Below are 14,149 nucleotides of genomic sequence, written 5' to 3' on the forward strand. Positions count from 1 at the left end.
GGTAACCAAAAGTGCAAAGACCTGCAATTTTCCAAGCACTTTTCTTGAATCCCTCCCCTTCTTTTGATAGACTAATAGGTAGTTGAAAAAAAGGAGACTAATTATGAAAAAATTTGTTGCTGAATTAATCGGTACATTTATGCTTGTGTTCATCGGAACAGGAGCTGTTGTTTTTGGAAATGGTGTTGAAGGACTTGGACACCTTGGGATTGCTCTTGCTTTTGGTTTAGCAATCGTAGTCGCAGCCTTCTCAATTGGAACTGTTTCAGGTGCTCACTTGAACCCAGCTGTTTCTATCGCTATGTTTGTAAACAAACGTTTGTCATCTTCAGAGCTTGTAAACTACATTCTTGGTCAAGTAGTTGGTGCTTTCCTTGCATCTGGAGCTGTATTCTTCCTCTTGGCAAATTCAGGTATGTCAACTGCAAGTCTTGGTGAAAATGCCTTGGCAAATGGTGTAACTGTCTTTGGTGGTTTCTTGTTTGAAACAATTGCAACTTTCTTGTTTGTTTTGGTGATCATGACTGTAACTTCAGCAAGTAAAGGTAATGGGGCAATTGCTGGTTTGGTGATTGGTTTGTCATTGACTGCTTTGATCCTTGTTGGATTGAATATTACTGGTCTTTCAGTAAACCCAGCTCGTAGCTTGGCTCCTGCTGTATTGGTAGGTGGCGCAGCCCTTCAACAAGTTTGGATTTTCATCCTTGCACCAATCGTTGGTGGAGTTCTTGCAGCTCTTGTTGCTAAAAACTTCCTTGGAACTGAAGAATAATTGAAACGCAAAAAGCCTACTCTTCACATTGGAGAGTAGGCTTTTTTGTATATTAAAATCCCCCACGATAAGAGGTGAGGGATTTTATAATTAACTCAATTCAGCAACGATAGCTTTGATTTGTTCAGCTGTGTGAACACCTGCAACTTGTTTAACGACTTGTCCATCTTTCTTGAAGAGAAGAGTAGGGATAGACATGATTCCAAATGCACGAGCTGTGTTTGGATTTTCGTCAACGTCCATTTTAACGATTTTCAAGACATCTTCTGAAAGTTCTTCAGACAATTTGTCCAAGATTGGACCTTGCATACGACATGGACCACACCAAGTTGCCCAGAAGTCTACCAAGACCAATCCGTCTTTTGTTTCTTGTTCAAATGTTGCATCTGTAATTGCTTTTGCCATAGTATTTCTCCTTTTTAGTTATATTGGCTTAAATCTTGTTTCATGAGATAGAAGAAAACATCCCCATAAGTCCCATGGTAGTCCAGAACATGACCATTGTAGGTTAGTTTTTGGACAGGGTAATAGTCGGCGACACCAATCAGGCAGGCATGTTGAGAACGTTCAAATTCTTCGTATGACTCGAAGGTCATTGTTCTCTCTTGCTTGCTGGCATCTAAATAAGTGATTTCAATCATAGGATTCTCCTTTGTTAAATCATGTCTTCATTTTACTCCTCAGAAAAAGGAATGTCAAGAAAATTGATTGCGCACGCAAGTTTTTTAAAAAACTTTAAGATAACCAACTTGCTTTTGTTTCAAGACTTTCTTCGACTGCTTTTTGTAGATAAGCAAGAGCCGTCTGGCCCTCCTTAGTGAGGCAGATAAAACTAGCTCGCTTGTCTTGGTCACAACATCTCCGACTAAGTAAACCGCAGTTTTTTGCTTCTAGGCGTGCCACCATCCGTGATACAGCGCTAGGGCTCAGATGAAGTTTATCTGGCAAGTCAATCTGTCTCAAAGATTTTTCTTGAGCCTGATTTAAAAAGTGCAAGAGGTAGAATTCTTTGAGCGTTAGACTTTGTTCGCTTTGCTCAGCGATCGTTTGCTCTAAAATAGCTTCTAATTCTACTTGTCGGCGGTTGAAGTCAAACCATTTATCTAAGTAAGTCACGTCAATCTCCTTTCCTATATAATAGTTGTAAATAGCTTTATACATCTAAGATGCTTGCGCACGCAATTAGTATACAACTTTTTCCATGAGATAGCAAGAAGGATGTTTCTTGTGTATTTCCTTGAAATTTTCTGAAAAAAGAGTAAACTGGTATGCAGAAAGTCTATTTGTGGAGTATACGATGAAGTTATATGTTCAGTTAATGATTCTCTTTGTCATTTCACTGATTGGTGAGGGAATCTCTAGCTTTTTCCATTTGCCTATTCCTGGAAGCATTATCGGTTTGATTATTTTATTTTTGGCTTTGCAGTTCAAGTGGTTGCGGGTACGTCATGTCAACATGGTTGGGAATTTTCTTCTGGCCAACATGACCATTCTCTTTCTGCCTCCTGCAGTTGGGATTATGGAGAAATTTGATGTGATTGCTCCCTATTTATTGCCCATTGTCTTGATTGTTTTTTTTGCAGCAGTCATCAATATTATCTTGATTGCGCTGGTCGTTCAATTTATCAAAAAGCGTTATGAAGGTGATTACGAAGAAAGAGGTGCCAAATGAGCGAATTTGTATCCAATCCACTTTTTGGGATAGCCTTGTCAATCCTAGCTTATCTAGGAGGGATGATTATCTTTAGACGCTACCCTCATCCTCTGACAACTCCTTTACTGCTAGCAACCTTGTTTATCATAGCATTTCTGAAATTTACGGGTATTTCTTACGCTGCCTATTATCAAGGTGGGGTTTATCTGAATAACTTGATTGTTCCCTCAACAGTAGCTTTAGGAATTCCTCTCTATAAGAGTTTTCACCTCATGAAACACCATGTTAGAAGTATTTTGTTAGGCAGTTTTTTAGCAGTCATCGTGAATACTACTTTTACAGCACTAGTCGCCAAATTTTTCGGCATGGATTTCTTCTTGGCGATTTCACTTTTTCCAAAGTCGGTAACGACTGCGATGGCGGTTGGAATCACAGAAAAGCTACAAGGAATCACAACAATCACCTTGGTCGTAGTAGTAGCGACTGGTATTTTGACTAGCGTTATCGGACCGACACTCTTAAAATGGCTAAAAATTGACGATCCAGTAGCTGCCGGTTTGGCTCTAGGAGGAACAGGTCACGCCGTTGGAACAGGGACCGCTTTTCGCTACGGATCAGTTGCAGGTGCCATGGCTGGTTTGGCAATCGGTGTCACAGGTCTGCTTTATGTCTTTATCAGTCCAATTGTAGCTGGTATAATATTGAGTTAAAGGTCAAGTATCTCTTGGCCTTTTATCTGTTTAACAATAAAAATCCCCAGCAAAAATTCATTTGCTAGGGGTTTTTTATTATTGAAGGTTAACTTTATTCTTCAAGATGTAGTAGGTGCCGATATAGTAGACAACAATCAAAATGATATCTTTAATGATTTCATAAGTGAGAAAAGAGCTGTAATTTATACTAATATTTAAGAAAAGATCGCTAAATCCAATGAGAGTGTGAATCACAATATAGGCCACAACAGCTAGAGCTGTACGGTATTCATCAAATAGTTGACCGATAGAAATAGACAAGTAGATACAAAGGATGCTGGCAAGGGTATTTAAGACATAAGTTGTCAGGCTTAACCATAAATTGCCTAGATAGTAGTCGAAAAGATCCTTGAATAAGGTTGATATGAAGACATCAGGGCTAATCATGGCAATGATGATGTAAAGACTCAAAAGAAAGACCACTGTACTTGTCAAAGACCAGACAAAGGCTCCAAGGATTTTAGCAGAGAGAATCTGGTGTTCAGATACTGGAAGGGTTAGGGTTAGATAACCACGACGGTCATAGACACTTCCCTTAAATCGTTGAATGATCAAAATTAAGGTTGAAATACTCAGAGTAATAACGAGGCCCCCAAAAACCAGAGCTAGAAAGAATAACATGAGAGCACCTTTGTCTTGATAATAGGTACTTGATAAGGCACTACCGTGAATTCCTATGATGACAGATAGGGATAGTACAGCTGCATAGAGGGCAAAAAACCATTTGTTGACATTTTTAAATTCATAACGAACTAAATTCCAAAACATAAGAATCTCCTTTACCTAAGCTTTGAATTCGTGACGGAAGAGTTGATCGATAGACTCTCCAGATTCGTGGCGAATATCATCTACATTTCCTTGACGGACGATTTTTCCATCCTTGAGGAAAATAATCTCATCCAAGATTGGCTCGATGTCTGAAATCAAATGAGTTGAAATCAAGACAGTCGAAGTTGGGGAGTAGCTGTTGATGATGGTGTTCAAGATATAGTCACGGGCTGCAGGGTCGACTCCTCCGATGGGCTCGTCAAGGACATATAAGCGAGCATCACGACTCATGACAAGAATCAATTGGACCTTCTCTTTGTTCCCTTTGGAGAGCTTTTTAAGGCGACTGTTTTCGTCGATACCCAGGTCACGAAGTAAGTGTTGAGCACGATCAAGATTGAAATCCTTGTAGAAGGTTTTGAAGAAGGTAAGAGCTTCTTTGACTTTCATTTGCTCGTTAAGGTAGGTCGTGTCAGGTAGATAAGACACAATGGCTTTTGTTTCGGGACTAGGCTCTGTATTGTTGATAAGAATACGTCCTTCATCAGGTTGGAGCAAGCCATTAATCAACTTAATCAAGGTTGTCTTTCCAGAACCATTTGGGCCAAGGAGACCAACAATCTTACCAGCTGGGATTTCAAAGGAAACATTTTTTAGGGCAGGATTTTGTCCATAGGATTTTGAAACATTTTCAAATTCTAATAAGGTCATAGTCTAAACTCCTTCAATATAATCTCTCAAAACAGTAGGTAGTTCTTCTTTTTCATAGCCAAATTCTACCATGGCTGTGACAAACTGTTGCAGTTGTTCTTCGGATAGTTGTTTGCGGGATTGGAAAATCAAGTCCAAGTCCTCTGTGACAAAGCGGCCAGCAGTCCGCTTGCTGTATACAAAGCCTTCTCTTTCCAGGTCTGATAGGGCGCGTTGGATGGTGTTTGGATTGACACCAGCTTCACTTGCTAATTCTCTAACAGTTGGTAGTTGTTGACTAGGCTCAAGTTTGTGGGAAATAATTTGCAGTTTGATTTTGTCCATAATCTGCAAATAAATGGGTTTGTTGTTATCAAATGTCCAGGACATCACGGTCTCCCTTCTATTTTTCTTGTGTTAATTAAATAGTACAACTAAACAAAAAACTTGTCAAGCCAAAAGGAGAATTATTTTGGGAATTGCTCAAAAAATGGTATAATGAAAAGAAAACGACAAGGAGGGGAAGGCATGCGTTGTCCAAAATGTGGCGCTACTAAATCAAGTGTTATCGATAGCCGTCAGGCTGAAGAAGGAAATACGATTAGAAGAAGACGTGAGTGCGAAGAATGCCAACATCGTTTTACGACCTATGAACGTGTAGAAGAAAGAACGCTAGTTGTAGTCAAAAAGGATGGCACACGAGAGCAGTTCTCAAGAGATAAAATCTTTAACGGGATTATCCGTTCAGCTCAAAAACGTCCGGTGTCCAGTGATGAGATTGGCATGGTCGTCAATCGTATTGAACAAAAACTCCTCAGTCGCAATGATAATGAAATTCAAAGTGAAGATATTGGTTCTCTCGTCATGGAAGAGCTAGCAGAACTTGACGAAATCACATATGTTCGTTTCGCTAGTGTCTATCGTAGTTTTAAAGACGTGAGTGAGCTCGAGAACCTTCTCAAACAAATTACGCAATCTTCAAAGAAGAAAAAGGAAAAATAAATGAAGCCTAATGATCGTTTTTCTTTTCTAAAGAATAATCGGGTGTCGCAAGATCCCACATCTCTGGTGCAGTGCTACCTCCCGATTATCGGTCAGGATGCGCTGAGTCTTTACCTTTACACCCTAGCCTTTTGGGATAATGGGCAAAAGGAACATCTTTTTGCTGCTATTCTCAATCATCTCAATTTCGGGATGGATAGGCTCTTAAAAGCTTTTAAAATCTTATCAGCCTTCAACTTGGTCACTCTTTACCAAAATGGAGATGCCTATAAACTTGCTATTCATCCAACGCTTTCTAGCTCGGATTTCTTGCGTCATACGGTTTATCGTACCTTATTGGAGAAAAAAATCGGTGAGCCAGCAGTTTCTGATTTGCGCCAAGAGTCTGCGGAGGGAGAAGCTTTGACCGTTCCTTTGAGTCAGGTCTTTCCAGAGATAGATGATATGGCTGACACTGAGGAAACACTCGGAAAAGCTAATTTTCCAAATGATTTTGATTTGGAACATTTCCGTCAACTTATGGCGAGAGACGGCCTCCGTTTCCAAGATGAACAGACAGATGTCTTAGAACTGTTTAAAATAGCTGACGAGAAAAAATGGACCTGGTTTGAAACCTATCAGCTAGCCAAAGCAACAGCTGTTTCGCAAGTTATTTCTGTCAAGCGTATGCGTGAAAAATTAGCTCAAAAGTCTGTTTCATCGGACTTTAGTCCCCAAGAAGCAGCCATTATCAGAGAAGCTAAAAGTAAAACAGCTTTACAATTTTTGGCGGGAATCAAACAAACCCGAAATGCAGGGATTATCCAATCTGAACGTGATTTGTTAAAACAGATGGCAGATTTGGGCTTGCTTGATGAGGTTATCAACATTGTTATACTCTTGACCTTCAATAAGGTTGATTCTGCTAACCTCAATGAAAAATATGCCATGAAAGTGGCCAATGATTACTCTTATAACAAGATCAGAACTGCTGAAGAAGCTGTCCTTCGCATCAGAGAGAAGAATCAAAAGGGGCAAGAACAAAAATCAGCGAAAACAAGCCAAGCCAAAAGTAATGTCCCAAAATGGAGTAATCCAGAATATAAAAATACGTCATCAGCTGAGGAGTTGGAAGAAATGGAACGCCAAACTCTAGAATTGTTAGCAAAATTAGATAATGGAGGGGAATAGATGGAAAGTGTAGGAGATGTACTTAAAGGTCATCCTAGTCGTTTTCAATACCAGGACTTGGTCCAGCAGATTGTAAAAGATCCAGATGTTGCGGCTTTTATCCAGAAGGAATCTCTCAGTCAAGAGGAATTGAATCGTAGTATCTCTAAATTTAACCAATACATCACCGAACGTGATAAGTTTCTTCGCGGAGATACCGACTATATTGCTCGAGGTTATAAGCCAATTTTAGTCATGAATCATGGTTACGCGGATGTATCCTATGAGGAAACTCCAGAACTAATTGCGGCTGAGAAGGAAGCGGCGATTAAGAAGCGTCTTAACTTAATTAATTTGCCATCTAGCCTGAAAAATGTCAGTTTTTTAGATGTTTATCGTGATGATGTTGCTCGTTTAACTGTTCTAAATAGAATGATTAAATTTGTTAATGATTATCCAGACAACCGTAAAGGTCTCTATCTCTATGGAGACTTTGGAGTTGGGAAGAGTTTTATGGTGGCTGCCCTAGCCCATGATTTGTCAGAAAAACGTGGCGTCTCATCTACCCTTCTTCACTATCCAAGCTTTGTCATTGACGTTAAAAATGCTATCGGTGATGGTAATGTAAAGAGTTTGGTGGATGAAATCAAGCAAGCTGAAGTTTTGATTTTTGATGATATTGGTGCTGAGCAATCAACACCTTGGGTACGAGATGAAGTCTTACAAGTGATTCTTCAATATCGTATGCAAGAAGATTTACCGACCTTCTTTACTTCAAATTTCAATTTTGAAGATTTGGAAAAACATTTTGCTAAAGGAAAGAACGGAAATGATGAAACCTGGGAAGCTAGACGTGTGATGGAGCGTATCCGTTACTTAGCAGAGGAAACACGACTAGAAGGAGAAAATCGCCGATGAGTGAAACAATCACCTTAATGAAATCTCATACCTCGGTTCGCAGATTTAAAGAAGAAGTGATTCCTCAAGAGGACTTGAATGAGATTTTATCAGCTGCCCAAATGGCTTCTTCTTGGAAAAATTTCCAATCGTATTCTGTGATTGTAGTCAGAAGTCAAGAAAAGAAAGAAGCTTTGTATGAGCTTGTTCCTCAAGAAGCGATTCGTCAGTCTGCTGCCTTTCTCCTCTTTGTGGGTGATTTAAACCGTGCAGAAAAAGGAGCTCGTCTCCATACAGATACTTTCCAACCTCAAGGAGTTGAAGGGCTCCTCATCACTTCAGTAGATGCTGCATTAGCTGGGCAAAACACCTTGCTTGCGGCAGAAAGCCTTGGCTATGGTGGAGTGATTATCGGTTTAGTGCGTTACAAATCTGTTGAATTAGCAGAATTGTTCAAGCTACCTGACTACACCTATCCAGTTTTTGGGATTGCACTAGGTGTGCCAAATCAAAAGCATGATGTAAAACCAAGATTGCCACTCGATAATGTTGTTTTTGAGGAAGAATACCAAGAACAAACAACTGAGGCTATTGAAGCCTATGACCGTGTGCAGACTGAATACGCAGGAGCGCGTGCGACTACCACTTGGAGTCAGCGTCTTGCGGAGCAATTCGGTCAGCCTGAACCAAGCTCAACTAGAGAAAATCTTGAACAAAAGAACTTATTGTAGAAAGTGAGAAAACATGGCCTTACCAACTGTTGCCATTGTAGGACGTCCCAATGTTGGGAAATCAACCCTGTTTAACCGTATTGCAGGGGAACGCATCTCAATCGTCGAAGATATTGAAGGAGTAACACGAGACCGTATCTATGCGACTGGTGAATGGCTCAATCGTTCTTTTAGTATGATTGATACTGGAGGGATTGACGATGTTGATGCTCCATTTATGGAACAAATCAAGCACCAGGCAGAGATTGCCATGGAAGAGGCAGACGTCATCGTCTTTGTCGTTTCTGGAAAAGAAGGAATCACAGATGCAGACGAATACGTAGCTCGTAAACTCTATAAGACACATAAACCTGTTATCCTCGCAGTCAACAAGGTTGACAATCCTGAGATGCGAAATGATATCTATGATTTCTACGCTCTTGGCTTGGGCGAACCTCTACCAATCTCGTCTGTACACGGTATTGGGACAGGGGATGTACTGGATGCTATCGTGGAAAATCTCCCACATGAAGTCGAAGAAGAAAATCCGGATGTCATTAAATTCAGCTTAATTGGACGTCCAAATGTCGGAAAATCTAGCTTGATCAATGCCATTTTAGGAGAAGATCGTGTGATTGCTAGTCCCGTAGCTGGTACAACTCGTGACGCCATTGATACCCATTTTACAGATGCAGATGGCCAAGAATTTATCATGATTGATACGGCTGGTATGCGTAAGTCTGGTAAAGTCTATGAAAATACTGAGAAATACTCAGTTATGCGTGCTATGCGTGCCATTGACCGTTCAGATGTAGTCTTGATGGTGCTCAATGCCGAAGAAGGCATCCGTGAGTATGATAAGCGTATCGCTGGATTTGCCCACGAAGCTGGTAAAGGGATGATTATCGTAGTCAATAAGTGGGATACTCTTGAAAAAGATAACCACACCATGAAAAACTGGGAAGAGGATATTCGCGAGCAGTTCCAATACCTGCCTTACGCTCCGATTATCTTTGTTTCGGCTTTGACCAAGCAACGTCTCCACAAACTACCTCAGATGATTAAGCAAATTAGTGAGAGTCAAAACACTCGTATCCCATCAGCAGTCTTGAATGATGTCATCATGGATGCTATCGCCATCAACCCAACACCGACTGATAAAGGGAAACGCCTCAAGATCTTCTATGCGACTCAAGTGGCGACTAAACCGCCGACCTTTGTGATTTTTGTCAACGAAGAAGAGCTCATGCACTTCTCTTACTTGCGTTTCTTGGAAAATCAAATCCGCAAGGCCTTCGTCTTTGAAGGAACACCGATTCATCTGATCGCAAGAAAACGAAAATAAAATGATAAAAAGAAGAAGGTTTTCAGACCTTCTTTTTTGTAGATGATACCAAGAGCGTAAATCTAAATTTGTCATCAAATTAACATGTTTTCCTGGTCCTTGTCACGGTTTTGTAATGGAAACGTACTTTCTTTGTAAGATTCAAAATGCTATAATGCTCTAAACAATTTTCCTTGCATAAGGAGGTTATTATGAAAAAAGATAGATTGTTAAAGAATCCATTCTTGGTGCGTCTACTTGGATTGCTGATGGCGTTTTTCTTCCTATCAGCCTTCACTGCACCTGAGAAACCAGACTACGGTATCTATGACCCAAATCATTATTTGACAGAGGAAGTAGTTACTCAGATTCGTGATTTGAATGAAGCCAATAGTCAAAAGGCAGAAAAGCTCCAAATAGGTGTCTATATCGTAGACAGTTTGGAAGGTGAAAGCATTGAAACGGTAGCAAATGAAACCGCTAGGGCTTGGAAGATTGGCTATTCAGGCGATAATTTTGGAAGTCTCATTGTAGTAGCCGTTCAAGACCGTAAATCAAGAATTGAAACCAGTAATAACACCGCCATTAGAATAACAGACTATCAAACCAAGCAGATCTTGGCAGCCAGCCGTACAGATTTTAAAACTGGTGACTATAGTAAAGGAATTCTAGCGATTGCCAAAGGTTTGGACAATCAGTTTTATAGAGGAACTGGGACCTTCTCGTCTGATGATGACTCCTCTGATATCAAACGTTATTCCGAAAGTATCAGTGGGAAAAAATCTAATCGAGATAGAACTAGTTCATCAAACCGCCGTCAAAAAAATGACCCCATAAAAGATTTCTTTATGTTCCTGACGGTAATATATTTCGTTGGAGTCATTATTGCCATTATCAGAGGTAGAGGTGGCGGAGGGGGAGACTCCTCTGACGGCGGCTGGTGGTTTAGTGACTCTTCCGACTCAGGGTCATCTTGGTCCGACTCAGGATCAGACTCCTCTAGTAGCTGGGACGGCGGAGGCTTCGATGGCGGAGGCTCATCCGATGATTGGTAATGTTCGTATGTAATTTAAAGAAATAAGTAGGTTTAAGAAATGAAAAATAAAGGAATTATTTATGTATTAAGTATTTTACTGGCTATTCTCTTGCTAGGTGGATGCTCAGTAGTAGGCACTTATAACGGACTTGTCTCCGAACAAACCAAAGTCGAGCAAGCACAGGCAGATGTAGCGACAGCCCTTCAACGTCGTTCAGACTTGATAGGGAATTTGGTAGAATCTGTAAAGGGACAGATGAATCATGAGACAGAAGTCTTTACCCAAATCGCAGAAGCACGAGCAAAAATTGGAACCGGATCAGTGACTTCAAAAGAGAACCAAGAAGCTCAAGGAGAGTTGAGCTCGGCTATCTCACGTTTGATTTCGCTAACAGAAAACTATCCAGAATTGAAGAGCAATCAAAACGTTGAACAACTCATGACGGAGTTGGCCGGAAGTGAAAATCGTATCTTTGTAGCTCGCAAGGATTACAACCAAGCTGCAACAGAATACAATCAAAAATTAAGAAGCTTCCCAACAGTTCTTTTCGCTAACATGATGAACTTTAAAGAGGCAGAAACCTTTAAAGAAAGCGAAGAAGCCAAGACAGCTCCAAAGGTTGATTTTAGCACTTCTACAACTAAAGAATAGGCTTGAAATTTCTAAAAGAAAATCAATGATTAGCAATAGTTTGAACATTTACAAAAAAAGGCTCTAAATGAGCCTTTTTTAGCTTGTATAAACACGGATTCTTTCTTGAAAAAGCTGGGCAAATATGCTACAATAAAAAGAACATTCTAAAATATTCAGAATTTAAAGTAAGGAAAAAAATGGCAAATTTATTAAAAACAATCATCGAAAATGATAAAGGGGAACTCCGCCGCTTAGAAAAGATGGCTGATAAAGTCCTCAAATACGAAGATGAAATGGCTGCTTTGACAGATGAGCAGTTGCAAGCTAAGACAGAAGAATTTAAGCAACGTTATCAAAATGGTGAAACGCTTGATCAACTCTTGTACGAAGCCTTTGCGGTTGTACGTGAGGGAGCTAAGCGTGTTCTTGGACTCTTCCCATACAAGGTTCAGGTTATGGGTGGTATCGTTCTTCACCACGGTGACGTTCCAGAAATGCGTACAGGGGAAGGGAAAACCTTGACAGCGACAATGCCTGTTTACCTAAATGCTCTTTCAGGTAAAGGTGTACACGTAGTTACCGTCAACGAATACCTTACAGAACGTGACGCGACTGAGATGGGTGAGTTGTACTCATGGCTTGGTTTGTCAGTTGGGATTAACCTAGCTGCAAAATCTCCAATGGAGAAAAAAGAAGCCTATCTCTGTGATATTACTTACTCAACTAACTCAGAGATTGGTTTTGACTACCTTCGTGACAACATGGTTGTACGTGCAGAGAACATGGTTCAACGTCCACTTAACTATGCCTTGGTCGATGAGGTTGACTCTATCTTGATCGACGAAGCTCGTACACCATTGATCGTTTCAGGAGCAAATGCCGTTGAAACGAGTCAACTCTACCATATGGCGGACCATTTTGTGAAGTCTTTGGATAAGGATGACTACATTATCGATATTCAGTCTAAGACAATCGGTTTGTCTGATTCAGGTATTGATAAGGCTGAAGAATACTTCAAGCTAGAAAACCTCTATGATATCGAAAATGTAGCTTTGACTCACTTTATCGATAATGCCCTTCGTGCCAACTACATCATGATTCTTGATATCGACTATGTGGTGAGCGAAGAGCAAGAAATCTTGATTGTCGATCAATTTACAGGTCGTACCATGGAAGGCCGTCGATACTCTGATGGGTTGCACCAAGCGATTGAAGCTAAAGAAGGTGTCCCAATTCAAGATGAAACCAAGACATCTGCATCGATTACCTACCAAAACCTTTTCCGTATGTATAAAAAATTGGCAGGTATGACTGGTACTGGTAAAACAGAAGAAGAGGAATTCCGCGAAATCTACAACATCCGTGTTATTCCAATTCCTACTAACCGTCCAATCCAACGTATCGACCATTCAGACCTTCTCTACGCTAGCCTCGATGCAAAATTTAAGGCTGTCGTTGAAGATGTTAAGGCGCGTTACCAAAAAGGTCAACCAGTATTGGTAGGTACTGTTGCCGTTGAAACCAGTGATTTTCTTTCTAAGAAATTGGTTGAAGCAGGCGTACCACACGAAGTATTGAATGCCAAGAACCACTATAGAGAAGCGCAAATCATCATGAATGCTGGTCAACGTGGTGCGGTGACTATCGCAACCAACATGGCCGGTCGTGGTACCGATATTAAACTTGGCGAAGGTGTTCGTGAACTTGGAGGACTTTGTGTCATTGGTACAGAACGTCACGAGAGCCGTCGTATCGATAACCAGCTTCGTGGACGTTCAGGTCGTCAAGGTGACCCAGGTGAATCACAATTCTATTTGTCACTCGAAGACGATTTGATGAAACGTTTCGGTTCAGAACGCTTGAAGGGTGTCTTTGAACGTCTCAATATGTCTGACGAAGCCATTGAATCTCGTATGTTGACACGTCAGGTTGAAGCAGCGCAAAAACGTGTTGAAGGAAATAACTACGATACTCGTAAACAAGTCCTTCAATATGACGATGTCATGCGTGAACAACGTGAGATTATCTACGCACAACGTTATGATGTCATCACTGCAGATCGTGACTTGGCTCCTGAAATTCACGCTATGATTCGCCGTACGATTGGACGAATTGTCGATGGCCATGCTCGTTCTAAACAAGATGAAAAACTCGAAGCAATCTTGAACTTTGCGAAGTACAATTTGCTTCCAGAAGATTCAATTTCACTTTCAGACCTAGAGGGGTTATCAGATCAAGCTATCAAGGATGAACTTTACCAACGTGCATTGAAAGTCTACGATAGCCAAGTTGCGAAGCTTCGTGACGAAGAAGCTGTGAAAGAATTCCAAAAAGTCTTGATTCTACGTGTAGTTGACAACAAATGGACAGACCATATCGATGCTCTTGATCAGTTGAGAAACGCTGTTGGTCTTCGTGGCTATGCTCAGAACAACCCTGTTGTAGAGTATCAAGCAGAAGGCTTCCGTATGTTTAACGATATGATTGGTTCGATTGAGTTTGATGTGACTCGCTTGATGATGAAAGCACAGATTCATGAACAAGAACGCCCACAAACAGAACACCATATCAGTACGACAGCAACTCGCAATATCGCTGCGCAACAAACAAGTCTTCCAGCTGATTTGGACCTCAGCCAAGTAAAACGTAATGACTTGTGCCCATGTGGATCTGGTAAGAAATTTAAAAACTGTCACGGTAAACAACGTTAAGAACGACTAATTTTCAGGCGGATGCCTAGTGAAAAGTGAATTTTCGCTTG

17 protein-coding genes are annotated in these 14,149 nt (G+C 40.7%); 11 read left to right on the forward strand and 6 right to left on the reverse strand.

Translation table 11 applies throughout. The features are described from left to right. Positions 1–103 precede the first annotated feature (103 nt). Positions 104–772, forward strand: coding sequence for an MIP/aquaporin family protein (locus tag ACTO1Y_RS07535; RefSeq protein WP_006150854.1), 669 nt, complete (start codon positions 104–106; stop codon positions 770–772). Positions 773–862: 90 nt separating this feature from the next. Here the strand turns inward: ACTO1Y_RS07535 and trxA are convergent, their stop codons facing one another. The 3 genes from trxA to ACTO1Y_RS07550 form a co-directional block, all read right to left on the reverse strand. Then, positions 863–1,177, reverse strand: coding sequence for a thioredoxin (trxA, locus tag ACTO1Y_RS07540; protein WP_001029581.1), 315 nt, complete (start codon positions 1,175–1,177; stop codon positions 863–865). Positions 1,178–1,191: 14 nt separating this feature from the next. Next, entirely contained in the window at positions 1,192–1,413 is a 222-nt protein-coding gene (locus tag ACTO1Y_RS07545) for a DUF4649 family protein (RefSeq protein ID WP_006150880.1), read from the reverse strand. Positions 1,414–1,507: 94 nt separating this feature from the next. Next, the gene (locus ACTO1Y_RS07550) at positions 1,508–1,888 is read right to left on the reverse strand and encodes a MarR family winged helix-turn-helix transcriptional regulator (RefSeq protein WP_006150836.1); all 381 of its coding nucleotides are present in this window, start codon (positions 1,886–1,888) and stop codon (positions 1,508–1,510) included. A 181-nt stretch (positions 1,889–2,069) separates the two neighbouring features. On the opposite strand from ACTO1Y_RS07550, the gene ACTO1Y_RS07555 reads away from it, so the two are divergent. Continuing rightward, the gene (locus tag ACTO1Y_RS07555; protein WP_004250774.1) at positions 2,070–2,444 is read left to right on the forward strand and encodes a CidA/LrgA family protein; all 375 of its coding nucleotides are present in this window, start codon (positions 2,070–2,072) and stop codon (positions 2,442–2,444) included. Then, a complete protein-coding gene (locus ACTO1Y_RS07560; RefSeq protein ID WP_006150855.1) occupies positions 2,441–3,136 on the forward strand; it encodes an LrgB family protein in 696 nt (231 codons plus the stop codon). Before ACTO1Y_RS07555 ends, ACTO1Y_RS07560 begins: the two co-directional genes overlap by 4 nt. Positions 3,137–3,214: 78 nt before the next feature. Here the strand turns inward: ACTO1Y_RS07560 and ACTO1Y_RS07565 are convergent, their stop codons facing one another. Genes ACTO1Y_RS07565 through ACTO1Y_RS07575 form a run of 3 tightly spaced genes read right to left on the reverse strand, consistent with a single transcriptional unit; the run spans position 3,215 to position 5,026 of the window. Beyond that, positions 3,215–3,946 carry a hypothetical protein gene (locus ACTO1Y_RS07565; RefSeq protein WP_235083448.1) on the reverse strand — a complete coding sequence of 244 codons (732 nt, stop codon included), beginning with the start codon at positions 3,944–3,946 and terminating at the stop codon, positions 3,215–3,217. 15 nt (positions 3,947–3,961) lie between these two features. Next, positions 3,962–4,657 (reverse strand): ABC transporter ATP-binding protein, encoded by a 696-nt coding sequence (locus ACTO1Y_RS07570; RefSeq protein ID WP_441348818.1) that lies wholly within the window; start codon positions 4,655–4,657, stop codon positions 3,962–3,964. Between the two features lie 3 nt (positions 4,658–4,660). Next, positions 4,661–5,026, reverse strand: coding sequence for a GntR family transcriptional regulator (locus tag ACTO1Y_RS07575; protein ID WP_006150869.1), 366 nt, complete (start codon positions 5,024–5,026; stop codon positions 4,661–4,663). 138 nt (positions 5,027–5,164) lie between these two features. On the opposite strand from ACTO1Y_RS07575, the gene nrdR reads away from it, so the two are divergent. The 8 genes from nrdR (at position 5,165) to secA (ending at position 14,099) form a co-directional block, all read left to right on the forward strand. Further along, entirely contained in the window at positions 5,165–5,638 is a 474-nt protein-coding gene (nrdR, locus tag ACTO1Y_RS07580; protein WP_004250782.1) for a transcriptional regulator NrdR, read from the forward strand. Beyond that, positions 5,639–6,808, forward strand: a complete 1,170-nt coding sequence (locus tag ACTO1Y_RS07585; RefSeq protein WP_441348819.1) for a DNA helicase — start codon at positions 5,639–5,641, stop codon at positions 6,806–6,808. Next, positions 6,809–7,705, forward strand: a complete 897-nt coding sequence (gene dnaI / locus ACTO1Y_RS07590; RefSeq protein WP_441348820.1) for a primosomal protein DnaI — start codon at positions 6,809–6,811, stop codon at positions 7,703–7,705. Continuing rightward, positions 7,702–8,415, forward strand: coding sequence for an NADPH-dependent oxidoreductase (locus ACTO1Y_RS07595; protein ID WP_441348821.1), 714 nt, complete (start codon positions 7,702–7,704; stop codon positions 8,413–8,415). The genes dnaI and ACTO1Y_RS07595 overlap by 4 nt, the downstream gene beginning before the upstream one ends. A 13-nt stretch (positions 8,416–8,428) precedes the next feature. Then, entirely contained in the window at positions 8,429–9,739 is a 1,311-nt protein-coding gene (gene der / locus ACTO1Y_RS07600; protein WP_441348822.1) for a ribosome biogenesis GTPase Der, read from the forward strand. Between the two features lie 191 nt (positions 9,740–9,930). Further along, positions 9,931–10,773 carry a TPM domain-containing protein gene (locus ACTO1Y_RS07605; protein WP_441348823.1) on the forward strand — a complete coding sequence of 281 codons (843 nt, stop codon included), beginning with the start codon at positions 9,931–9,933 and terminating at the stop codon, positions 10,771–10,773. Positions 10,774–10,812: 39 nt separating this feature from the next. Continuing rightward, positions 10,813–11,406 (forward strand): LemA family protein, encoded by a 594-nt coding sequence (locus ACTO1Y_RS07610; protein ID WP_441348824.1) that lies wholly within the window; start codon positions 10,813–10,815, stop codon positions 11,404–11,406. Between the two features lie 179 nt (positions 11,407–11,585). Continuing rightward, positions 11,586–14,099 carry a preprotein translocase subunit SecA gene (gene secA, locus ACTO1Y_RS07615; RefSeq protein ID WP_303943135.1) on the forward strand — a complete coding sequence of 838 codons (2,514 nt, stop codon included), beginning with the start codon at positions 11,586–11,588 and terminating at the stop codon, positions 14,097–14,099. Positions 14,100–14,149: the final 50 nt, after the last annotated feature.

The sequence above is a fragment of the Streptococcus sp. V728 genome (assembly GCF_052077995.1).
Classification (GTDB): Bacteria; Bacillota; Bacilli; order Lactobacillales; family Streptococcaceae; genus Streptococcus; species Streptococcus infantis_B.

Coding starts and splice junctions, on each gene's coding strand:
- ACTO1Y_RS07535 (WP_006150854.1), top strand. CDS start 104: ATGAAAAAATTTGTTGCTGAATTAATCGGTACATTTATGCTTGTGTTC.
- trxA (WP_001029581.1), bottom strand. CDS start 1,177: ATGGCAAAAGCAATTACAGATGCAACATTTGAACAAGAAACAAAAGAC.
- ACTO1Y_RS07545 (WP_006150880.1), bottom strand. CDS start 1,413: ATGATTGAAATCACTTATTTAGATGCCAGCAAGCAAGAGAGAACAATG.
- ACTO1Y_RS07555 (WP_004250774.1), top strand. CDS start 2,070: ATGAAGTTATATGTTCAGTTAATGATTCTCTTTGTCATTTCACTGATT.
- ACTO1Y_RS07560 (WP_006150855.1), top strand. CDS start 2,441: ATGAGCGAATTTGTATCCAATCCACTTTTTGGGATAGCCTTGTCAATC.
- ACTO1Y_RS07565 (WP_235083448.1), bottom strand. CDS start 3,946: ATGTTTTGGAATTTAGTTCGTTATGAATTTAAAAATGTCAACAAATGG.
- ACTO1Y_RS07570 (WP_441348818.1), bottom strand. CDS start 4,657: ATGACCTTATTAGAATTTGAAAATGTTTCAAAATCCTATGGACAAAAT.
- ACTO1Y_RS07575 (WP_006150869.1), bottom strand. CDS start 5,026: ATGTCCTGGACATTTGATAACAACAAACCCATTTATTTGCAGATTATG.
- nrdR (WP_004250782.1), top strand. CDS start 5,165: ATGCGTTGTCCAAAATGTGGCGCTACTAAATCAAGTGTTATCGATAGC.
- ACTO1Y_RS07585 (WP_441348819.1), top strand. CDS start 5,639: ATGAAGCCTAATGATCGTTTTTCTTTTCTAAAGAATAATCGGGTGTCG.
- dnaI (WP_441348820.1), top strand. CDS start 6,809: ATGGAAAGTGTAGGAGATGTACTTAAAGGTCATCCTAGTCGTTTTCAA.
- ACTO1Y_RS07595 (WP_441348821.1), top strand. CDS start 7,702: ATGAGTGAAACAATCACCTTAATGAAATCTCATACCTCGGTTCGCAGA.
- der (WP_441348822.1), top strand. CDS start 8,429: ATGGCCTTACCAACTGTTGCCATTGTAGGACGTCCCAATGTTGGGAAA.
- ACTO1Y_RS07605 (WP_441348823.1), top strand. CDS start 9,931: ATGAAAAAAGATAGATTGTTAAAGAATCCATTCTTGGTGCGTCTACTT.
- ACTO1Y_RS07610 (WP_441348824.1), top strand. CDS start 10,813: ATGAAAAATAAAGGAATTATTTATGTATTAAGTATTTTACTGGCTATT.
- secA (WP_303943135.1), top strand. CDS start 11,586: ATGGCAAATTTATTAAAAACAATCATCGAAAATGATAAAGGGGAACTC.